Raw genomic sequence first — 21,294 nt, forward strand, 5'->3', positions numbered from 1 at the left:
TGTGGGACGTCACAGGGCCCGGGTGTGACCCCGGCCCTGCGACGGCTCGTCAGATGACGACGGTCACCGCACCGAGCGGTGCGGCATCAGCGCATCGGCGGGGATCACGCCGAACCGCCCTGCGTTGAAGTCCTCGATCGCGTCGACGACCTCCTGCTTGGTGGTCATCACGAACGGCCCGTAGGCGACGACCGGTTCGCGGATCGGGCGGCCGCCGAGCAGCAGCACCTCCATGGCGGGACGGTTCGAGTCCTGGGTGCCCGACGCCGAGACCGTGATGCGGTCCCCGGGTCCCAGCACCGCGAGCTGTCCGCCCGCGATCGGGTGACCGAGCGGGCCGACGGTGCCCTCGCCGGAGAGGACGTAGACGAGCGCGTTGTGGTCCCGCTGCCACGGCACGTTCAGCTGCGCACCCGGCTCGACGGTGGCGTGGGCCAGCGTGATCGGCGTCCGCGTCGACCCCGGTCCGCGGTGGGTGCCGATGGAGCCGGCGATGATGCGGACCAGCGACCCGCCGTCGGGCGACGAGATCAGGCGGGTCTGCTCGCCCTCGATCGACTGGTACGCGGGCGTGGAGAACTTCTCCGACCGCGGCAGGTTGACCCAGAGCTGGATGCCGTGGAAGACGCCGCCGCTCTCGACCAGTTCGGCCGGCGGGGTCTCGATGTGCAGGATGCCGGCGCCCGCGGTCATCCACTGCGTGGCGCCGTCGGCGATGAGTCCGCCGCCGCCGTGGCTGTCCTGGTGGGCGAACTTGCCGTCGATGATGTAGGTGACGGTCTCGAAGCCGCGGTGCGGGTGCCAGCTGGTCCCCTTGGGCTCACCGGGCTCGTAGTCGACCTCGCCCATCTGGTCCATGTGGATGAACGGGTCGAGGTCGGCCTTGCTGACGCCCGCGAAGGCGCGGACGACGGGGAAGCCCTCGCCCTCGTAGCCCCGGGGGCCGGTGGTGACGGAACGGACCGGACGCTCGGTGTCGGTGGGGGCGGGGCCCTCGACACGGTCGAGCGTCAACGTGTCTGCGGTGACTGCGGGCATGGTGGTCCTCCTCGCGGCGCGGTCTGGCGCGCGTCGGTGACGATCGTTGCCGATCGCGTCCCGGTGGGCGGGACACCCGATGTAACCGGACCGCGGTCCGTATTGTTCCCCGGCGTGATGTCGGTCGCGGCCGACCGTGACCGCCCGTGCCGGGTGCCTACTGTGGAGACATGTCCAGCGTGCAGCCCACGACCGCGGGCGGAGCGGCGTCGACAGCCGCAGGGGGTCCGGTGACGGCCGCGGTGCGGTCGGTGACCGGCCCCGACGGTGTCGCCGTCGCCTACCGCGTGTGGGGCGACGCCGCCGACCGCCCGACGCTGCTGCTGATCCACGGGTGGGCGCAGAACGGCGGCAGCTGGGGCGCCGATCTCCTGGCCGACCTCGCGACACGGCACCGGGTGATCGCCGTGGACCTGCGCGGCCACGGCGCCTCCGGGATGCCCGTCACCTCCGACGACCCCGGCGACGGGTTCTCCGCCGACCTCCTCGTCGGTGACGTCGAGGCCGTGCTCGCGGCCGAGGCGGGCGACGACGGGGTCGTCGCCGTGGGGTGGAGTTACGGCGGCCTGGTGATCTGCGATCTCCTGGCCTCGCGCGCCGCGGGCGTGACCGACGGTCCGCCGATCGCGGGTGTCGGTCTCGTCGGGGCCATCACGTCGCTGGGGCGCGGCGAGCGCGGTGGTCGGGTCGGGACCGCGATGCGCGCGGCGCTGCCCGACGCCTACTCCGAGGACCCGCGCACCGCGATCCGCGCGCTGTCGTCGTTCGGGGCGGCGCTCGTCCCGGCCGACCGCCCCGACCTCGGAACGATCTCGCAGTACTTCTTCGGTGCCTCGCTCTCGACCCGTCCCGCCGCCCGCGCCGGACTGTTCGCCCGCACCGCCTCCCACGACGACATGCTCCCGACGCTGGCGATGCCGGTGCTCGTCCTGCACGGCACCGACGACACCGTCGTCGACGTGAGTGCCGCCCACCACGCCGCGGGCCTGCTGTCCGGCGACGTCGACGTCGACCTCTGGGAGGGTGCGGGGCACGCGCCGTTCGTCGAGGACCCCGCGCGGTTCGCCGCCGCGCTGGACCGGCTCGTCGAGCGGGCGGTGTCGGTCGCGTCGGCCGCGGGAGGCGCGCGATGACCCTGCGTCGCGTCGCCGTCCTGTCGGTGCACACCTCACCGCTCGCCCAGCCCGGTACAGGTGACGCCGGTGGCATGAACGTCTACGTCTGGCAGACCGCCCGCGAACTGGCGCGCCGGGGCGTCGAGGTCGAGATCTTCACCCGCGCGACGTCGTCGGCGGACGAGCCCGTGGTCGACGCGGCCGACGGCATCACGGTGCGCCACGTGGTGGCCGGGCCGTTCGAGGGGCTCGACAAGCGCGACCTCCCGACGCAGCTGTGCGCGTTCGCCGCGGGGGTCCTGCGGGCCGAGGCGCTGCACCCGCCAGGCCACTACGACCTCGTGCACTCGCACTACTGGCTGTCGGGGCAGGTCGGCTGGCTCGCCCGCGACCGCTGGCGGGTGCCGCTGGTGCACACCGCGCACACCCTGGCCGCGGTGAAGAACGCCTCGCTCGCCGCCGGCGACGAACCGGAACCGATGCTGCGGCAGATCGGTGAACAGCAGGTCGTCGACGAGGCCGACCGCCTCGTCGCCAACACCGACGCCGAGGCGCGTCAACTCATCTCGATCCACCACGCCGACCCCGCCCGCGTCGACGTCGCGACCCCCGGCGTCGACCTCGACGTCTATCGGCCCGGGTCGCGGCAGCAGGCTCGCGCCGAACTGCGCTCGCTCGGGGTCGATCTCGCCGACGACGAGACCGTCGTGACGTTCGTCGGCCGCATCCAGCCGCTCAAGGCCCCGGACGTGTTGCTGCGCGCTGTCGCGCCGCTCATCCGCGACGGACGGCGACGCATGCGGCTGCTCGTCGTCGGTGGACCGTCGGGATCCGGGTTGGCCCGACCCACCGCCCTCATCGACCTCGCCCGTGAGCTCGGTGTCGCCGAGTCGGTCACGTTCCTGCCGCCGCAGCCGCCGCGCCGACTGGCGCAGGTCTACCGCGCCTCGGACGTCGTCGGTGTGCCGAGCTACTCGGAGAGCTTCGGCCTGGTCGCCGTCGAGGCGCAGGCCAGCGGTGTCCCGGTCGTCGCCGCGAACGTCGGCGGACTCGGCGTCGCCGTCGACGACGGTGTCACGGGCACGCTCGTCGACGGACACGACGTCGACCGGTGGACCGCAGCCCTCGACGCGACACTGGCGTCGCCGGAGGCGGTGACCCGGATGGGTGAGGCTGCGGCGCTGCACGCCCGCCGGTTCTCGTGGGCGTCCACCGCCGACCATCTGCTCGACAGCTACCACCGCGCCGTCGGCGACTACGCCGCGGCGCAGCGCCGTCTCGACGACGCCGCCCGCACCGCCCGATCCGCCGCGGTCGGCGCGACGGCCCGTACGCGACGGTGGGCCCGGCGCCGGGCGGGAATCCGCGCCTGACCGCCGTCGCTGCACATCGCGAGACGGCACTCGACGAGAAGAGGAGCACGACATGACCCAGTCGGTCGATCCGCACCTGCACGGCACGCGGCGTCCCCCGCGCATCGTCGAACAGTCCGACGCGATCCAGAAGGCGCTCGACGAGCGCGGGATCGAGTTCGCGCTCAAGCAGACCGGTGGCTCGGACACCGAGCACATCGTGATCGAGCTGCCCGGTGAGCGGAAGCTCAAGACCACGGTGTTGCTGACGGTCGGGAAGCCGGGCGTGCGCATCGAGGCGTTCGTCTGCCGTCGCCCCGACGAGAACCACGAGGGCGTCTACAAGTTCCTGCTGAAGCGGAACCGGCGCCTGTACGGCGTCGCGTACACGATCGACAACATCGGCGACATCTACCTCGTCGGCCGGATGTCGGCGGAGTCGGTCAGCCCCGGTGAGCTCGACCGGGTGCTCGGGCAGGTGCTCGAGGCCGCCGACGGCGACTTCAACACCCTCCTCGAGATCGGCTTCTACACGTCGATCCGTCGCGAGTGGGCCTGGCGTGTGTCGCGCGGGGAGTCGCTGCGCAACCTGCTCGCCTTCGAGCACCTCATCGACAAGGAGAACCTGCCCACCATCGGCCCCGCCGACAGCGCGCCGGAGCAGTCGGTGACCGCTCTGGCACAGGGGGATCCGCCCGTCGAGGGTCGCGCGGCGGACCCCGACGAATCGGACAGCTGAGAGTCGTCGAGGAACCACGTCGTCACGCCACCGCGCGTTGTTAGGGTCATGCGCATGAGCTTCGCGAGCCCGCACCCCGACGTCACGATCCCCGACTCCAGCGTCTACGACTACCTGTTCGGCGGGATCGAGGAGGCCGACCTCGACCGGCCGGCCCTCGTCGACACCAAGCCGGAGAAGGCGACGACGACCTACCGCGACCTGATCGCCCGGGTCGACGCCTTCGCCGGGGCGCTCGCCGATCGCGGGATCGCGGTCGGGGACGTCGTCGGGCTGCTGTCGCCGAACTCCTCGGCGTTCGCGATCGCGTTCCACGGGATCCTGCGGTCGGGTGCGACCGCGACGACGATCAACGCGCTGTTCACCCCCAACGACATCGCCAAGCAGTTGACCGACGCGAAGGCGTCGATGCTCGTGACCGTCAGCGTCCTCGCCGACGGCGCGAAGGCCGCAGTCGAGCAGTTGGGGCTCGCCAAGGACCGGCTGATCATCCTCGACGGAGAGGGCGAGGCCGCGTCGGGTCACCCGAACGCCGCCGACCTGCTCGGCCCGAACCACCCGGCCCCGGACGTGTCGTTCGACCCGTCGACGCACATCGCGGTGCTGCCCTACAGCTCGGGCACCACGGCGAACCCCAAGGGCGTCATGCTCACCCACCGCAACCTGGTGTCGAACGTCTGCCAGATCCGGCCGTTGCAGGGCATGCAGGCCGACGACGTGATCCTGGCCGTGCTGCCGTTCTTCCACATCTACGGGATGACGGTGCTGCTCAACGCGGCGCTGCACGCGCGGGCGAGCCTGGTCATCATGCCGCGGTTCGACCTGCCGGAGTTCCTCGACAACATCGCCACCGAGAAGTGCACCTACGGCTTCATCGCGCCGCCGGTCGCGGTCGCGCTGGCCAAGCACCCGCTCGTCGAGAAGTACGACCTGTCGTCGCTGCACACGGTGATGTCGGGTGCGGCCCCGCTCGACGCCGAGCTCGGTCACGCCGTCGAGAAGCGGATCGGCTGCCGGATGGTGCAGGGCTACGGGATGAGTGAGCTCAGCCCGGTCAGCCACGTCATCCCGTTCGACGGAGGGAAGGCCATCGCCGGCCACGACGCCGAGCTCAGCTCGTCGGGCTGGACCGTGCCGAACGCCGAGAGCAAGCTCGTCGACCCGGCGACGGGGGAGGAGATCCCGCTGCCGTCCGACGGTCTCAGCGAGACCGGCGAGCTGTGGTTCAAGGGCCCCAACGTGATGAAGGGCTACCTGAACAACGACGCCGCGACGGCCGAGACCATCGACGCCGACGGGTTCCTGCACACCGGTGACCTGGCCCAGGTCGACCCGACGGGCTGCGTCTTCATCGTCGACCGGCTCAAGGAGCTCATCAAGTACAAGGGCTACCAGGTGCCGCCCGCCGAGCTGGAGGCGTTGCTGCTCAGCCATCCGCAGATCGCCGACGCCGCGGTCATCGGTGTCACCGACACCGAGTCCGGCGAGGAGGTGCCGAAGGCGTTCGTCGTGAAGCAGCCCGACGCCGAGATCAGCGCCGACGAGGTGATGGCCTTCGTCGCCGACAAGGTCGCGCCGTACAAGAAGGTCCGTCAGGTCGAGTTCATCGAGGCCGTGCCGAAGTCGGCCGCGGGGAAGATCCTCCGCAAGGACCTCCGCACCAAGGCCTGACGCCCCGCACGACGACGAACGCCCGCCCCGGATGATCCGGGAGCGGGCGTTCGTGTGTCAGGAGGTGGTCAGGCCCGTGTGGCGGGTGCGTGGTGACGGCCGGGGACCGGGGTCCCGTCGGCGCGCAGCTCGCCGTCGAGGATCTCCTCGGCGACGGACTCGTCGGGACGGTCCTTGTTCTCCGCCAGGTCGACGGGCTGCTGTCCGGGCAGGTTCTTCTTCGCGTCACCCGGGATGAGCAGGATCAGCGCGGCGGCGACGAGCGAGGCGATCGCGCCGACGATGAACACCATCTGGAACGCCGAGCGGTCGGGGACCGCGGTCTGTCCGATGCTCACGGTGGAGCTGGCCAGGATCGTCGCCAGCAGTGCCGACGCGATCGAGGTGCCGACGGACCGCATGAGCGAGTTCAGTCCGTTCGCCGACGCGGTCTCGCTGAGCGGCACCGCCGACATGATCAGCGACGGCATCGCGGAGTAGGCGATGCCCACACCCGAGCTGGTCACGATCACGGCGAGCGCGACCTCCCACGGCGACGCGGCGAACGCGATCGCCAGCGCGTAGCCCGCGCCGATGACGAGGGTCCCGATGAACAGCGTGAACTTCGGCCCGATGGAGACGTTCAGCCGCGCCGAGACCGGGGACAGGAACATCATCATCAGACCGCCCGGAGCCATCCACAGGCCCGCCTCGATGATGCTCTGGCCCATGCCGTAGTCGAGGACGCGCGGGATGTGCGGCAGCTGCAGCAGCTGGGGAGCGGCCAGGCTGATGCCCATCAGGGCGAACCCGATGACGATGGACACGAGGTTGGTGATGGCGACGCGCGGGATGATCGAGGTGCGGATGTTCACCATCGGCGAGGTCGCGCGCAGCTCGTAGACGACCCACACGGCGAACACCACGAGACCGGCGGCGGTCAGACCGAGGGTGAGACCGCTCGTCCACCCCCACGACCGGCCCTTGCTGAGCGCCAACAGCAGGCAGACCAGGGCGACGGTGAGACCGGCCGCGCCGACGGCGTCGAACGTGCCGCCCGACCGGGCGGGCGACTCGCGGACGAGCGTCAGCACGAGCAGGAACACCACGGTCCCGAGGGCCGCCGAGGTCCAGAACAGGACGTGCCAGCTGTAGTTCTGCGAGATCCACGCCGCGATCGGCAGCCCGATCGCGCCACCGACGCCGAGCGTCGCGCTCATGGTGGCGATGGCCCCGGGGATGCGGGCCGGGGGCAGCTCGTCGCGCAGGAGGCTGATGCCGACGGGGATGACACCCATCGCCAGGCCCTGCAGACCGCGCCCGACGATCACCGGGATGAGCGAGTCGAAGGTGGCGCTGACGACCGACCCGATCACCATCAGCGCGATGCTGGCGAGGATCACCGAGCGCTTGCCGAACATGTCGGCGATGCGGCCGGCGATGGGCATGACGACCGCCGCCGCGAGCAACGTCGCGGTGATGACCCACGACGCGTTGTCGGCGGAGGTGTGCAGGTAGGACGGCAGCAGCCCGACGATCGGGACCACGAGCGTCTGCATGTAGGAGGCGAGGAGCCCGCCGAAACACAGCACCGCGATGAGCATCGTCGGTGAGGGCGTGCGGGAGGGCTGGAGCCGCAAGGTACTCATTACTTGCATGATGCACGTAATGGCACAATGCAAGCAATTCGGGCGAGGGTGACGTGTGAAACACTGTCCGCCATGGCAACCGGCACGCTGATCCTGATGCGCCACGGCGAGAGCACGTGGAACGAGTCGAACCAGTTCACCGGCTGGGTGGACGTCGCCCTCACCGACAAGGGTCGTGCCGAGGCGAAGCGCGCCGGGGAGCTCCTCGTCGAGCACGATCTCCTGCCCGACGTGCTGTACACCTCCCTGCTGCGTCGCGCTATCAGCACCGCACAGATCGCCCTTGACGCCGCCGACCGCCACTGGATCCCGGTCACCCGCGACTGGCGCCTGAACGAGCGTCACTACGGCGCGCTGCAGGGTCTCGACAAGGCGGCGACCAAGGAGAAATACGGCGACGAGCAGTTCATGCTGTGGCGCCGCAGCTACGACACCCCGCCGCCGCCGATCGAGAAGGACGCGGAGTACAGCCAGTCCGACGACCCGCGGTACGCCGACCTCGCCGAGGTCCCGCTGACCGAGTGCCTGAAGGACGTCGTCGCGCGGATGATCCCGTACTTCACCGAGACGATCGCCGCGGACCTCCGGGCGGGCAAGACGGTCCTCGTCGCCGCGCACGGCAACTCGCTGAGGGCTCTGGTGAAGTACCTCGAGGACATCTCCGACGCCGACATCGCGGGCCTCAACATCCCGACGGGCAACCCGCTGCGCTACGACCTCGACGAGGACCTGAAGCCGGTCCGCAAGGGCGAGTACCTCGACCCCGAGGCCGCCGCCGCGGGTGCCGCCGCGGTCGCGGCGCAGGGTTCCGCGGCGGGAGCCGCTCCGAAATCCCAGTAGCGCTTCATCCTCTGTCGCCGTCGTGCCGACGGGGCTATCGTTGTGTATGGCCGACGTCACAGTTCTTGCACGCGTTGTTCATTCGCTGTCCCAAGAGCGATATGAAGCATTCATCGACGACGAGCTCGTCGGTTTCGTTGACTACCAACCGCGTGACGGCCAGGTCGTCATCACCCACACCGTCGTGTTCGAGCGTCACGCCCACCACGGCATCGGTGCCCAGCTGGTCCGTCACGTGCTCGACGACATCGCCCAGAGCGGCCGCAAGGTGGTCCCCGTCTGCTCGTTCGTGCAGAAGTTCATCGCCGACAACCCCGCCTACTCCGCGATGGTCGCCGCCGCCTGACCGTCGCACCCGGATGTCGGCCGCAAGGGTGCGGTGGACGAAATCCCGGTGAACAGCGCCCCAACTGGGCACACCCGGCTTGTTACGGATGACCGGCCTCGTCCATCCTGTCGGTGTGTCCGCCCGCCCCACCCGCGTCGCCGGTGACCCCGGGGCGACCCCGTGAGCGTCGCTCTCGCGGTCGTCGTCGTGGTCGCGGTGCTGCTGATCGCGGTGGCCGCCGCGACCGGCTGGGTCCTCGGCCGGCGCAGGTCGGGCGCGGAGTCCCGCCGGGCCGCGACGCTGCGCGCGGCGTCGAACCTGGGGCCCGCCGCCGTCGGTGACGACGGGACGGACGCGTCGCTCGCCGACGAACGTCCCGAGGTCCTCCTCGAGCACGGGAACGAGACCGTCGACGGGCGGATGTCGAAGGCCGCGCTGCTCGCGATGATCGTGCAGAGCACCGACACCGGGATCGCCGTCGTCGACGAGCACCGCGACGTCGTGCTGTTCAACGGGCGGGCGACGGCGCTGGGCCTGGTGTCGTCGGGTCTCCTCGACGACGAGGTGTGGCGGACGGCGTCGGTCGTGCTGGAGTCCGGCGAGGACGCCGACGTCGAACTGGTGCCCACGCCGCCGGTGAACGGTTTCGTCTCGACGGCCCGCGCCATCGTCCCGCCCGTCGCGGTGCGATGCCTCGTGCGACTCGTCACCGACGGGACCGAGCGGTACGCCGTCGTCTACGGCACCGACGACTCCGACAACATGCGCCTGGAGGCCACCCGTCGCGACTTCGTCGCCAACGTCTCCCACGAGCTGAAGACGCCCGTGGGTGCGATCGGGCTGCTCACCGAGGCGCTGCTCGAGTCGGAGGACGACCCCGAGGCGGTCCGGCACTTCGGCGAGCGCGTCATCACCGAGTCGGTGCGGATGGGCAACATGGTCAACGAGCTCATCGCGCTGTCGCGGCTGCAGGGCGCGGAGAAGCTGCACGAGATCGACGACGTCTCCGTCGACGAGCTCATCGACGAGGCCGTGCACCGCGCTCAGGTGGGCGCCGAGGCCGCGGGGATCACCCTCGACACCGACCCGCCCAGCGGGCTGTTCGTCCGCGGCGACCGCACCCTGCTGCTCACCGCGCTGAACAACCTCATCGCCAACGCGATCGCGTACTCGCCGGCCAACACGCGGGTGTCGGTCAGTCGCCGCGTCATCACCGACCGCCTCCCCGCGCCGACGATCCCCGGCGCGACGGCCACCCCCACCGACCGTCCGATGGTGGCGATCGCCGTGACCGACCGCGGGATCGGCATCGCCCCGCGCGACCAGCAGCGCGTCTTCGAGCGGTTCTTCCGCGTCGACAAGGCACGGTCGCGGGCGACAGGCGGCACCGGGCTGGGACTGGCCATCGTCAAACACGTCGCCGCCAACCACGACGGTGCCATCACGCTGTGGAGCCGGCCGGGCACCGGGTCCACGTTCACCCTCGCCATCCCGCAGGCCCGTGTCCCCGCCGACGCGGCGACCACCCCGTCGGGCCGCACCGCGACCCGACCCGCGCCCCCACGCACCACCCATCCGCCCCGGACGAACCCGGAACCCCGGGTTCTCGAGACGAAGGAAATCAACCGGTGACGCACGTCCTGATCGTCGAAGACGAGGAGTCCCTCGCCGACCCGCTGGCGTTCCTGCTGCGCAAGGAGGGCTTCGAGACCACCGTCGTCAACGACGGCACCCGCGCGCTCAGCGAGTTCGACCGCGTCGCCCCGGACATCGTCCTGCTCGACCTGATGCTGCCCGGCGCGTCGGGCACGGAGGTGTGCAAGGCGCTGCGGACGAAGTCGAGCGTGCCGGTGATCATGGTGACCGCCCGCGACAGCGAGATCGACAAGGTGGTCGGCCTCGAGCTCGGCGCCGACGACTACGTCACCAAGCCGTACTCGGCGCGCGAGCTGATCGCCCGCATCCGCGCGGTGCTGCGTCGCGGTTCCGACACCGCCGACGAGGTCGACGACGACGGCGGTCTCCTCGAGGCGGGTCCGGTGTCGATGGACGTCGACCGGCACACCGTCGCGGTCCGCGGATCGTCGATCACGTTGCCGCTGAAGGAGTTCGACCTACTGGAGTACCTGCTCCGCAACGCCGGTCGCGTGCTCACCCGCGGGCAGCTCATCGATCGGGTGTGGGGTGCGGACTACGTCGGCGACACCAAGACCCTCGACGTCCACGTGAAGCGTCTGCGGTCGAAGATCGAGGAGGACCCGGGCAACCCGAAGCACCTCGTCACCGTCCGCGGACTGGGCTACAAACTCGAGTTCTGAGCGGCCGTCCGTAGCAGTTCTTCCCGCTCAGCGGGAAGAACTGCTACGGATCCCTCTACTCGGGGGCGAGTTCCTCGTACTTGATGTCGGTCTCGCGTCGACCGGTGGCGGCGGCGGTGGCGGGGTGGACCGCGACGATGCCGAGACCCGCACGGCGACGGCAGATGCGGGCGAGTTCCTCGTATGCCTCGGCGCCGATCAGCTCGGTGAGTTCGGGGGCGTAGGACTTCCAGACCGGGTCCGCGCCGACGTGCGCGTCGGGGGATCCCGAGCAGTACCAGGCCAGATCGTGGCCGCCCTCGCCCCACCCGCGACGGTCGTACTCGGTGATCGTCGTCTTGAGGATCTGCGTGCCGTCGGGCCGCTCGACCCAGTCCTGTTCGCGACGCACCGGCAGCTGCCAGCACACGTCGGGCTTGACCGTCAGCGGCTCGAGTCCGCGCCGCAACGCCATCGCGTGCAACGCGCATCCGACGCCGCCGGCGAAGCCGGGACGGTTGAGGAAGATGCAGGCGCCCTTGTGGACTCGCGTCTTGAGGGCCGGCTCGTCGTCGAGGTCGCCCTCCTCGAGATAGCCCCGCTTGCCGAGCGGGTCCTTGCCGGATCCCTTGGCGTGGAACTGCCAGTCGTCGGGGGTGAGCATCGACATCCCGTGCGCGAGGCGCTTCCTGTCGTCCTTGTCGGATAGATACGCCCCGTGGTTGCAACACCCGTCGTCCGGACGGCCCTCGATGATCCCGTGACACGCAGGCGTGCCGAAGACGCACGTCCAGTGAGAAAGAAGCCACGTCAGGTCGGCGCTGATCATGTGTTCGGGGTCGGCGGGATCGAAGAACTCGACCCATTCGCGCGGGAAGTCGAGCGGGACCTCGGGCGTCGGAGCAGCCGACGTGCCGTCACGAGCAGTCACGGACGACAACGCTAGTCGCCGCAGTGCGGGTGCGCGTCGCCCTCCACCCGAGCCGGAACACGAGGCAGTAGGTTGTCCCCGTGCGACTCGGAGTGCTCGACGTGGGCAGCAACACCGTCCACCTGCTGGTGGTCGATGCGCATCGCGGTGGGCACCCGACGCCGATGAGTTCCACGAAGTCGACGCTGCGCCTGGCCGAACAGATCGGCTCCTCGGGCGAGTTGTCCGCGTCCGGTGCCACCGCCCTCACCGAGGCGGTCGACGAGTTCACCGCCATCGCCCGCACCTCCGGGTGCGAGCAGGTGATGGCGTTCGCGACGTCGGCGGTCCGCGACGCCACCAACTGCGACGCCGTGCTCGACGCCGTCGCCGACACGACCGGCGTCCGTGTGCAGGTGCTGTCGGGGACCGACGAGGCGCGGTTGACGTCGCTCGCGGTGCGGCGCTGGTACGGCTGGAGCGCCGGCCGCATCCTCGCCCTCGACATCGGCGGCGGGTCGCTGGAGCTCAGCAACGGCGTCGACGAGGACCCCGACGTCGCGGTGTCGCTGCCTCTGGGCGCGGGCCGACTCACCCGCGAGTGGCTCGCGGAGGACCCGCCCGGCAAGCGTCGCGTCGCGGTGCTGCGCGACTGGCTCGACGCCGAACTCGCCGAGACCGCCAAGGCCATGGCCGACGCCGGCGTCCCCGATCTCGCGGTCGGCACGTCGAAGACGTTCCGGTCGCTCGCGCGGCTCACCGGCGCGGCACCGTCGAGCGCCGGGCCTCGGGTGAAACGCACCCTGACCAGCAGCGGCCTGCGTCAGTTGATCGCGTTCATCTCCCGCATGTCCACCCCCGACCGTGCCGAGTTGGAGGGCGTCAGCGAGGACCGGGCCGGGCAACTCGTCGCCGGCGCGCTGGTGGCGGAGGCGTCGATGCGCGCGATGGGGGTCGATACCCTGGAGATCTGTCCGTGGGCACTGCGGGAGGGTGTGATCCTGCGCCGGCTGGATGCCGAACCCACCGCGACCGACGCGTTGCTGGCTCCCCGCCCGTCGGTGCCGAGCCCGGGCTAGACACGGCGCGCGCCACCGATCGCGACCACCGACGAGAGCAGAGGACACCGATGGCGAGAGACACCGACCCGGAATCGCGGCCGATCTCGGTCGCGGAGCTGCTCGCGCGCCGTGCCGCCGAGTCCGACGGCGGTGCGCCCGACACCTCCGACGAGTCCCGCCCGGCGGGTCGTCGGCGTCGTGCCGGGGACGGCGGCGTCTCCGTCGCCGAGCTGACCGGCGAGATCCCGCGCATCCGCGGCGGCGCGCACTCCGGGTCGTTCCGTGCCATCGACCCCGAGGAGGCCGCGGCCCCGCGGGACACCGCCGCGCCCACCACCGGCCGGCGACGCGCCCCCGACGCCCCCGCACCGACCGTCGACGAGGACCTCACCGAGGCCGCGCCGTCGACGGGTGAGCTCGCGGCCGAGTCGTCGTTCGTCCCCGACGACCCGTACGTGGGTGAGGCGCCGCGGTCGTCGACGTTCCCGCGGTCCGACCGACCCACCGCCCCAGGCCCCGACGACCGGTTCCCGCGGTCGGAGTCCCCGGCACCGTCCTGGGCGGCGGGCCAGGCGTGGTCGACGCCGACGCCGTCGCACCCCGGTCAGCCGCCGGCCACCCGCGACCTGAACAGCGCCGACGTGCACGCGCGGTTCGCGCGTCCTGCCGAGCCCGAGCGGTCGGACCCCGCGCGGTCGGACCCCGAGCAATCGGACGAGGTCACCGGCATCATCCCGCGGTTCCGTGCCGAGCCCGCCGCCGACGACGACTTCGCCGGGCTCTCGCCCGAGGAGCGCGACCGCGCGTTCGAGAGCTACCGCAACTTCGACGACGTCGACGTCGAGGAGGAGACACCGCGCAAGCGCCGCGGGCTGTTCGGCGCGCTGCGCCGGTCCCGCACCGACGACCAGACCGCGTCACCCGCCGAGGACGAGTCGTCCATCGCCCACACCGAGCTGCTGTCGCGTCCGGCGGAGGCCTCCCGCGACGACGGTCGCCTCGACGTGCGCGACGACACCCCGACCGAGCTGACCGACGTCTCACAGCCGGCGTGGGGCGCACAGGCATGGTCGGACCGACCGGACGCCGACGACGCGCCGCGCGAGACCGCCGCGCGCGACGACGACCTGCCGTGGACCACCCGCTTCGCCGCCGACGACGCGCGTGACGACAGCCGCGCCGACACCGGCGTCGTCGACCTCGACGATGCGCAGCGTCGCGACACCGTCCGTCCCGCGTGGCGCGGCGCCGACGCGACCCCCGCGGACGACGCCGCCACCGCGCCGTCGGCAACCGCAGACGCCGAGGGTCCGTCCCCCGCCCGGCAGTGGGCGACGCTGGGCCTGCAGGTGATCGCGGGACTCGTCGTCGGCGTGGGCCTCTTCCTCGGCTTCACCGAGCTGTGGCGCTGGAACGTCTACTTCGCGCTCGTGCTCGCCGTCGTGGTGATCTTCGGGCTGGTGACGTTCGTGCACGTCGTCCGGCGGAGCTCGGACCTGGTGTCGACGTTGATCGCGCTCGCGGTCGGGCTCGTCGTCACCATCGGCCCCCTGGCGCTGCTCGCGTCGGGGAGCTGACGATGCGCGTGGGGGGACACCGCCGATGAGGGTCGACATCCCGATCGGTCTGTCGACCGCGTCGGTGTACCCGCAGAACACCGAGGCCGCGTTCCAGTACGCCAACGAACTCGGGTTCGACGGTGTCGAGCTGATGGTGTGGGGCGAGTCGGTCAGCCAGGACATCGACCACGTCGCCTATCTGTCCGACCGGTACGCCGTGCCCGTGCTCAGCGTCCACGCGCCGTGCCTGCTGATCTCGCAGCGCGTGTGGGGGCGTGACCCGATCGCGAAGCTCGGCCGATCGGTCGACGCCGCCGCGCAGCTCGGCGCGGCCACCGTCGTCGTGCACCCCCCGTTCCGGTGGCAGCGTCGCTACGTGAAGGGGTTCGCCGAGACCGTCGCCGAACTCGAGGAGCGCAGCGACGTCGCCGTCGCGGTGGAGAACATGTTCCCCGTTCGCGCCGACCGGGTGTTCGGCAAGTACACCGAGGCGGCCGAGCGCATGGCGCGGCGCGGTGGCCCGGGCACGTCGGTGTCGGCGTTCGGCACCTCGATCGACCCCACTGACGACGGCTTCGCGCACTACACGCTCGACCTGTCGCACACCGCCACCGCCGGCCACGACGCGATCGCCATGTTCGAGCGGATGGGATCGTCGCTGAACCACCTGCACCTCACCGACGGGATCGGCGCGGCCGTCGACGAACACCTCGTCCCCGGCGACGGGAACCAGCCGTGCGTCGAGATCTGCCGACGTCTCGCCGACAGCGACTTCGACGGTGCCGTCGTGCTGGAGGTGTCGACGGGGTCGGCCCGGACCAAACCCGAACGCAGTGAGATCCTCGCCCGGTCGCTCGCATTCGCCCGCGAACACCTCGCGCGCGACGTCACACCGGTGAGAGGGGACCGCCCGTGACCGTCTCGGTCACCGACCTCGGTGCGCTGTCGCGCACATCCGGCGACGGCGACGAGATGTCCTTCACCACCGTCGTCGACCCCGTCTTCACCATCGGCCCCAAGGTGCACGGCGGCGCCTTGCAGGTCGTGACCGCGCACGCGGCCGTCGCGGCCGTCGACCGTCCCGCGATGGTGCCCGTCGCGATCTCCAGCGACTACCTGCGCGCCCCCGAACCGCGCGAGGTCGACGTGCGCGCGACCGTCGTCAAACGAGGCCGCCGCGTCTGCCTGGTCGACGTCGTCGTGGCCCAGGACGGACGCGACGCCGTCCGGTCGGTGATCACGCTGGCCGAACCCGATCACGGCACACCGCGTCACGCCGGCGTGCCGGAGATCCTGTCGGCGATGCCGATCGAGCCCGCGGCCGACGCGGTGCCGGTCGCCGGGTCCCCCGTCGCCGACATCGTGCACCTCAGCGCGGCCGTCGACATGTACTACGACCGTGCCTCGGTGCCGGTGATGGTCGGGGAGCGCGGTGCCCCCGAGACGCGGTTCTGGGCGCGGCCCGTCGACGGCGACCCCGACGGCTTCTTCGCGATCCTCACCGGCGACCTGTCGATGCCCGTCGTGATGAACCTCGGTGTGTTCGGCTGGGCGCCCACCCTGCAGATGACCACCTACCTGCGTCGTCGACCCGCACAGGGCTGGCTGCGTGCGCGGGTCACCACCACCGAGGTCGGGCAAGGGTGGTTCGAGGAGGACCATCTCATCGTCGACGCCACCGGCGCCGTCGTCGCGCAGTCGCGACAGCTCGCACTCGTCCCCTCCGAGGAAGGACACGCATGACCACACGGGTCGCCATCGTCGGCGGCGGCAAGATCGGCGAGGCGCTGCTCTCCGGGCTCGTCCGGTCGGGGCACCCGACGCGTGACCTCGTCGTCGCGGAGAAGAACGCCGCTCGCGGCGCCGAACTCACCGAGGAGTACGGCGTGCGCGTCACTGCCATCGCCGACGCGGTGGAGGGCGCGACGATCGTCGTGCTCGCCGTGAAGCCCGCCGACGTCGACGGCGTCCTCGAGATCATCTCCGGTGTCGAGGACACCGGTGAGGTGGAGCGGTTGACCGTGAGCCTCGTCGCCGGGCTGTCGACCCGGCACTACGAGGACGCCCTGCCCGCGGGCGCGCCGGTCGTGCGGGTCATGCCCAACACGCCGATGCTCGTCGGCGAGGCGATGTCGGCGGTGACCGGTGGTCGGTACGCGACCGACGAGCACGTCTCGACCGTCGCGACGCTGCTCGAGTCCGTCGGCAAGGTGATCGTCATCGCCGAGAAGCAGATGGACGCCGTCACCGCGGTCTCCGGTTCCGGGCCCGCCTACGCGTTCCTGATGGCCGAGGCGATGATCGACGCGGGTGTGGGACTCGGTCTGACCCGTGCCACCGCCACCCTGCTCGCCGCGCAGACGATCCGCGGCGCCGGTGTCCTGCTCACCGACTCGGGGTTGTCGCCGGTCGACCTGCGGGCGGCCGTCACGTCCCCGGCGGGCACCACCGCCGAGGCCATCCGCGAGCTCGAGGCGCACGGTTTCCGGCACGCGTTCTACGAGGCACTTCGCGCCAACGCGGGTGCCAGCGCGGCCCTGCGCGCGGCGGCCCCGAGCGCCGAGAACGACGGCTGACCGGCGCCGACAGGGACCGTCGGACGCCTCGGGACGCATATATCGGCCAGATGACCGAGAAATATCGAAAAGGTCACCCACTCACGTCGCATCTTTCCCATGCGCCACGCTAAGCTGCCCTGAGCACGTGCGTGTCTGGTGTCCGCGGGAGGGGAAGCCCGCGGCCGCGACGCGTGCACCGGAGGTCGAAAATTTCATGGCGCCTGCAAACACGCCTGGCGACCGACCCAGCGCCCCCGGCGCCGGGCCGGCGAACAGTGCCGGTTCGGGTACGCAGTTCCTCACCGTCGCGGAGGTCGCGTCCCTCATGCGCGTGTCCAAGATGACCGTCTACCGCCTGGTGCACAACGGCGAACTCCCCGCCGTGCGCGTGGGCAGGTCCTTCCGCGTCCACGCGAAGGCCGTCCACGACTACCTGGAGAACTCCTACTTCGACGTCGGCTGACAGGCGTCTCCGACGCGGGCTGACAGGCGTCTCCGACGCGGCTGATCTCGCCCTCGGCGCCGGCTCCATCGGGCTGTCCTGCACTCGTGGTCACCGCGGATTTCGTCGCGCCCTGACCCCCGGAGTACCCTGGACGACTGTTGCGCTCGCCGGTCCGGTGCGCGCCTGTCCGGTTCGCCGGGCGGGCCCCGCGTCTGCGCCGTGAGTCCGACGAGCCCGAGTACGTGTCCACCCGTGCGAGAACGTGAGGTGCCCCATGGGGTCAGTGATCAAGAAGCGCCGCAAGCGCATGTCGAAGAAGAAGCACCGCAAGCTTCTCCGCCGCACCCGGGTGCAGCGTCGCAAGCTCGGCAAGTGATGTGACCGCCGACCGGGACGTCCCCGGGCGGCACATCGTTCGACCACCCTCCGACCCGTCGCACACGCGGCGGGTCGGAGTGCGTTGCGGCTAGTGTGGCGCCATGAGTGACGCCCCCGCCCCGCCCTCGGTGGTGCTGGTCACCGGCGCCTCGACCTTCCTCGGCGGCTATCTCACGACCCGCCTCGCGCAGAACCCGGCGATCGACCGGGTCATCACCGTCGACTCCCGGGTGCCCAGCAAGGACATGCTGCGACGGATGGGCCGCGCCGAGTTCGTCCGCGCCGACATCCGACGACCCACCATCGGTCGCATCATCGACTCCGCCGGCGTCGACACCGTCGTCCACGCGGCGACGTCGGTGATGGACACCGTCGGGCACACCCCGGCCATCAAGGAACTCACCGTCATCGGCGCGATGCAGGTGTGCGCCGCCTGTCAGCGCGCCCCGTCGGTGAAGCGGGTGATCGTGCGGTCGTCGGGCATGGTCTACGGCGCCAGCGCCTCCGACCCCGCGCACTTCTCCGAGCAGACCCGCGCCGTCGACGAGCCGACCACCGGTTTCGCCCGGGACCTGCTCGACGTCGAGTCCTACGCCCGCGGACTGTCGCGGCGTCGCCAGGACATCGCGGTGACGATCCTGCGGCCGACCGCGATCCTCGGCCCCCAGATCTCCACGCGGATGAGCAACTACTTCTCGTCGCCGATCATCCCCGTCGTCATCGGGTACCAGCCGCGCCTGCAGTTCCTGCACGAGGAGGACGCACTCGCGGCGATCGAGCACGCGACGTTGCTCGGCCGCCCCGGGACGTTCAACCTCGCGGCCGACGGCGTGGTGACCCTGGCCCAGGCGATCCGTCGGGCGGGACGCATCGAGTTGCCGGTCCCCGCGGGCCTGATGGGCACCGTGGCCGGCGTGTTCCGGAACATGGGCATCAACACCCTGCACGGCGACCAGGCCGACTACCTTACGTACGGCCGAGTGCTGGACACCACCCGCATGCGTGCCGAGCTGGGGTTCGCGCCGCGACGCACCAGCCTGGAGACCCTCGACGACTTCATCGCGCGCAAGCCCCTCGAGCCCGTCATCTCCTCCGCGGCGTGGCATCGCCTGGAACAGCGCATCGTCGACACCGCGCGGACCCTCGCCTGAACGCCGTAATACGCGCGTGGTTCAGCGCGAGTCGTCGACACCTTCTACACTGGCAGCGCACGTGTTCGGGGGCGGATGGCGAGCGGGGGACGATGGTGTCGGCAGGGGTGTGACGGTGGCAAAAGGCAACAACGCACCGGACTCTCGCACCGCGAAGGTGATCCAGCTGTACGCGTCACCCCCGGCGTCGCCCACCGACGCCGGTCGTCGTCGGCATCCCTCCCAGCAGCGGTCGGGTCCGGCCCCCACGCGACGGATGGCACCGCGACCGGTGCCCCGGCGGAACGAGGGGCTCGGTCACCCCGACACCGACGGCTTCGACGACGCGGACGTCCACCCGATCAGCGCGGACGTGGTGCCGCGCATCGACGAGTCGGGTCTGCCCGTCCAGCGCACCGGCAGTCCGCTGTTCAGCCTCGGCGGTATCCGATCCGCCGTCGCCGAGTCGGTGGTGTCGGGGGCGGGGTACCTGCGTGAGCGGCTGACCGGCGACTACGAGATCGACGACTTCGGCTTCGACCGGCACTTCACCGAGAACGTCTTCCTGCCCGCGATGCGGGTCCTCTTCGACAAGTGGTTCCGCGTCGAGGTCACCGGTGTGGAGAACCTGCCCACCGAGGGCGGCGCGCTGCTGGTCGCCAACCACGCGGGCACCATCCCCGTCGACGCGCTGATGCTGTCAGTGGCCGTGCATGACCACCACCCGCGGCAGCGGTTCCTGCGGATGCTCGCGGCCGACCTCGCCCTCGAGTCGCCGTTCATCGGTGCCCTCTCGCGGCGCACCGGGTCGACCCTGGCGTGCACCGCCGACGCCGAGCGGCTGCTGCGGTCGGGGGAGTTGACCGCCGTCTGGCCCGAGGGGTTCAAGGGCGTCGGCAAGCTCTATCGCGACCGCTACAAGCTGCAGCGGTTCGGTCGGGGCGGGTTCGTCACCACCGCCCTGCGCACCGCGGTGCCGATCGTGCCGGTCTCCATCGTCGGGTCCGAGGAGATCTACCCCATGCTCAGCGACCTCAAGCCGATCGCCCGGATGCTGGGCCTGCCCTACCTCCCGGTCACCCCGACGTTCCCGTTGCTCGGCCCCCTCGGCCTGGTCCCGCTGCCGGCCAAGTGGCACATCCACTTCGGCAAGCCCATCGAGACCAACCGCTACGACGAGCAGGCCGCCGACGACCCCATGGTCGTCTTCGACCTCACCGACCACGTGCGCGAGGAGATCCAGCAGACCCTCTTCCGCATGCTCAGCCGTCGCGGCTCGGTCTACTTCGGCTGATCCCGGGAGCGTTCCGGCTGGTCGTCCACAACCCGCACCGATGGCCGTCGTCCTGTGCACTGTGCGCGCGGTGACGCTCATCTGTGTTGGTTGTGGCGCGGCCAGCGATGGCGACGTCGGCGAACGATCTCGAGGATGATCTCCTCTGTCCGCTCCCACAGCTCGACGACATCGGCATAGGTCAACCGCAGCGTGATGTACCCGAGCCGCGCGGCCTCACGGTCACGGCGTCGGTCCTCCGTGTACCTCTCGAGACCGGAGTGATAGCGCTCGCCGTCGGTCTCGATGATCAATCGGTCGCCCACGACCATGTCCACGATCCCGACCCGAGGTATCACCACCTGGGTCCGCACCGGGATGTTCCTCGCGCGCAGACGGAGTCGGACCATCGACTCCGTCCCCGACTGCGCCGAGCCGTCGCACCGGCCGAGCAGTGCGCGCACGGCCACCGGGGTGTCGCCGAGGATCGATGCGAGGTCGTCGGGCGTGAAGTGTTTGCGGTTCACGATCGAGTCGCACACCACGACGAGTCCCTCCGCGTCCAAGCAGCGTGCGGCGTGCCGGAGGGCGATCGGGATCTCGTCGACGGGTCCGGTCACCGACTCGGGTCTGCCGTGTTGTGAACAGAACCGCCCGGTGCGGTCACGGCTCGTTCCCGCCCGCGCGTGCACGTCGTCGGAGCGTCCGGGCACCCAGATCCCGCGGTACCGAAGGGCGGACACGCAGCTGAGGACGCCACCGCGTCTCACTGCCTCGACGACACGAGCGTCCGCGTCGGACCGGGCGTACCAGCCACGACGGAGCCGGACCAGTGTCTCGTCCGCCACCGCCCGACGCACGCTGGCCTGCGTCTCGCCGTGCGCGATCAACTCACCCCACGTCACGACCCCGGTGTCTCGCATGACGACAGCATCGGGCCGGGCAGGGACGAATTCGCGGGTGGAGGCGGCT

General features: G+C 71.0%; 21 protein-coding genes. 17 read left to right on the top strand and 4 right to left on the bottom strand.

The genetic code is table 11. The features are described from left to right. Positions 1-63: 63 nt before the first annotated feature. Positions 64-1,038, bottom strand: coding sequence for a pirin family protein (locus LX12_RS15025; RefSeq protein ID WP_253655383.1), 975 nt, complete (start codon positions 1,036-1,038; stop codon positions 64-66). Positions 1,039-1,325: 287 nt separating this feature from the next. Here LX12_RS15025 and LX12_RS15030 point away from each other — a divergent pair, with 287 nt between their 5' ends. Genes LX12_RS15030 through LX12_RS15045 form a run of 4 tightly spaced genes read left to right on the top strand, consistent with a single transcriptional unit; the run spans position 1,326 to position 5,915 of the window. Further along, the gene (locus LX12_RS15030; protein ID WP_372505054.1) at positions 1,326-2,171 is read left to right on the top strand and encodes an alpha/beta fold hydrolase; all 846 of its coding nucleotides are present in this window, start codon (positions 1,326-1,328) and stop codon (positions 2,169-2,171) included. Continuing rightward, positions 2,168-3,526 carry a D-inositol-3-phosphate glycosyltransferase gene (mshA, locus tag LX12_RS15035; RefSeq protein ID WP_253655385.1) on the top strand — a complete coding sequence of 453 codons (1,359 nt, stop codon included), beginning with the start codon at positions 2,168-2,170 and terminating at the stop codon, positions 3,524-3,526. The genes LX12_RS15030 and mshA overlap by 4 nt, the downstream gene beginning before the upstream one ends. Positions 3,527-3,578: 52 nt before the next feature. Beyond that, positions 3,579-4,244: a type III secretion system chaperone family protein gene (locus tag LX12_RS15040; RefSeq protein ID WP_253655386.1), complete on the top strand. Its 666-nt coding sequence runs from the start codon at positions 3,579-3,581 to the stop codon at positions 4,242-4,244. Positions 4,245-4,298: 54 nt separating this feature from the next. Further along, a complete protein-coding gene (locus LX12_RS15045) occupies positions 4,299-5,915 on the top strand; it encodes a 4-coumarate--CoA ligase family protein (protein WP_253655387.1) in 1,617 nt (538 codons plus the stop codon). 68 nt (positions 5,916-5,983) lie between these two features. Here LX12_RS15045 and LX12_RS15050 read toward each other — a convergent pair whose 3' ends face one another. Further along, positions 5,984-7,543, bottom strand: a complete 1,560-nt coding sequence (locus LX12_RS15050; protein WP_253655388.1) for an MFS transporter — start codon at positions 7,541-7,543, stop codon at positions 5,984-5,986. 72 nt (positions 7,544-7,615) lie between these two features. On the opposite strand from LX12_RS15050, the gene LX12_RS15055 reads away from it, so the two are divergent. The 4 genes from LX12_RS15055 (at position 7,616) to LX12_RS15070 (ending at position 11,029) form a co-directional block, all read left to right on the top strand. Next, positions 7,616-8,383: a phosphoglyceromutase gene (locus LX12_RS15055; RefSeq protein ID WP_253655389.1), complete on the top strand. Its 768-nt coding sequence runs from the start codon at positions 7,616-7,618 to the stop codon at positions 8,381-8,383. Between the two features lie 46 nt (positions 8,384-8,429). Beyond that, positions 8,430-8,729, top strand: a complete 300-nt coding sequence (locus tag LX12_RS15060) for a GNAT family N-acetyltransferase (protein WP_253655390.1) — start codon at positions 8,430-8,432, stop codon at positions 8,727-8,729. A 162-nt stretch (positions 8,730-8,891) separates the two neighbouring features. Then, positions 8,892-10,343 carry a sensor histidine kinase gene (locus tag LX12_RS15065; RefSeq protein ID WP_253655391.1) on the top strand — a complete coding sequence of 484 codons (1,452 nt, stop codon included), beginning with the start codon at positions 8,892-8,894 and terminating at the stop codon, positions 10,341-10,343. Further along, positions 10,340-11,029, top strand: coding sequence for a winged helix-turn-helix domain-containing protein (locus LX12_RS15070; RefSeq protein WP_253655392.1), 690 nt, complete (start codon positions 10,340-10,342; stop codon positions 11,027-11,029). The genes LX12_RS15065 and LX12_RS15070 overlap by 4 nt, the downstream gene beginning before the upstream one ends. A gap of 55 nt (positions 11,030-11,084) precedes the next feature. On the opposite strand, the gene LX12_RS15075 is transcribed toward LX12_RS15070, so the two are convergent. After that, complete coding sequence (locus LX12_RS15075) at positions 11,085-11,939, bottom strand: DUF3109 family protein (protein WP_253655393.1); 855 nt, start codon at positions 11,937-11,939, stop codon at positions 11,085-11,087. Positions 11,940-12,019: 80 nt separating this feature from the next. On the opposite strand from LX12_RS15075, the gene LX12_RS15080 reads away from it, so the two are divergent. From LX12_RS15080 to LX12_RS15120, 9 genes are all read left to right on the top strand, one after another. Further along, positions 12,020-12,997, top strand: coding sequence for a Ppx/GppA family phosphatase (locus tag LX12_RS15080; protein ID WP_253655394.1), 978 nt, complete (start codon positions 12,020-12,022; stop codon positions 12,995-12,997). A gap of 50 nt (positions 12,998-13,047) precedes the next feature. Beyond that, a complete protein-coding gene (locus tag LX12_RS15085) occupies positions 13,048-14,556 on the top strand; it encodes an Rv0497 family membrane protein (RefSeq protein ID WP_253655395.1) in 1,509 nt (502 codons plus the stop codon). A gap of 25 nt (positions 14,557-14,581) precedes the next feature. Further along, positions 14,582-15,454 (top strand): sugar phosphate isomerase/epimerase family protein, encoded by an 873-nt coding sequence (locus LX12_RS15090; protein ID WP_253655396.1) that lies wholly within the window; start codon positions 14,582-14,584, stop codon positions 15,452-15,454. Then, entirely contained in the window at positions 15,451-16,281 is an 831-nt protein-coding gene (locus LX12_RS15095) for a thioesterase family protein (RefSeq protein ID WP_253655397.1), read from the top strand. Before LX12_RS15090 ends, LX12_RS15095 begins: the two co-directional genes overlap by 4 nt. Continuing rightward, complete coding sequence (gene proC / locus LX12_RS15100; protein WP_253655398.1) at positions 16,278-17,114, top strand: pyrroline-5-carboxylate reductase; 837 nt, start codon at positions 16,278-16,280, stop codon at positions 17,112-17,114. Before LX12_RS15095 ends, proC begins: the two co-directional genes overlap by 4 nt. Before the next feature lie 196 nt (positions 17,115-17,310). Next, positions 17,311-17,559 (top strand): helix-turn-helix domain-containing protein, encoded by a 249-nt coding sequence (locus LX12_RS15105; protein ID WP_253655399.1) that lies wholly within the window; start codon positions 17,311-17,313, stop codon positions 17,557-17,559. Between the two features lie 256 nt (positions 17,560-17,815). Next, a complete protein-coding gene (locus LX12_RS15110) occupies positions 17,816-17,917 on the top strand; it encodes a 30S ribosomal protein bS22 (protein ID WP_003402602.1) in 102 nt (33 codons plus the stop codon). A 103-nt stretch (positions 17,918-18,020) separates the two neighbouring features. Next, positions 18,021-19,070: an NAD-dependent epimerase/dehydratase family protein gene (locus LX12_RS15115; protein ID WP_253655400.1), complete on the top strand. Its 1,050-nt coding sequence runs from the start codon at positions 18,021-18,023 to the stop codon at positions 19,068-19,070. A gap of 109 nt (positions 19,071-19,179) precedes the next feature. Next, the gene (locus LX12_RS15120) at positions 19,180-20,343 is read left to right on the top strand and encodes a lysophospholipid acyltransferase family protein (RefSeq protein WP_372505038.1); all 1,164 of its coding nucleotides are present in this window, start codon (positions 19,180-19,182) and stop codon (positions 20,341-20,343) included. 77 nt (positions 20,344-20,420) lie between these two features. On the opposite strand, the gene LX12_RS15125 is transcribed toward LX12_RS15120, so the two are convergent. Further along, a complete protein-coding gene (locus LX12_RS15125) occupies positions 20,421-21,245 on the bottom strand; it encodes a DUF559 domain-containing protein (protein WP_253655402.1) in 825 nt (274 codons plus the stop codon). Between the last annotated feature and the right edge of the window lie 49 nt (positions 21,246-21,294).

Origin of the sequence: Williamsia serinedens, from assembly GCF_024171725.1 — a bacterium.
GTDB lineage: Bacteria > Actinomycetota > Actinomycetes > Mycobacteriales > Mycobacteriaceae > Williamsia_A > Williamsia_A serinedens.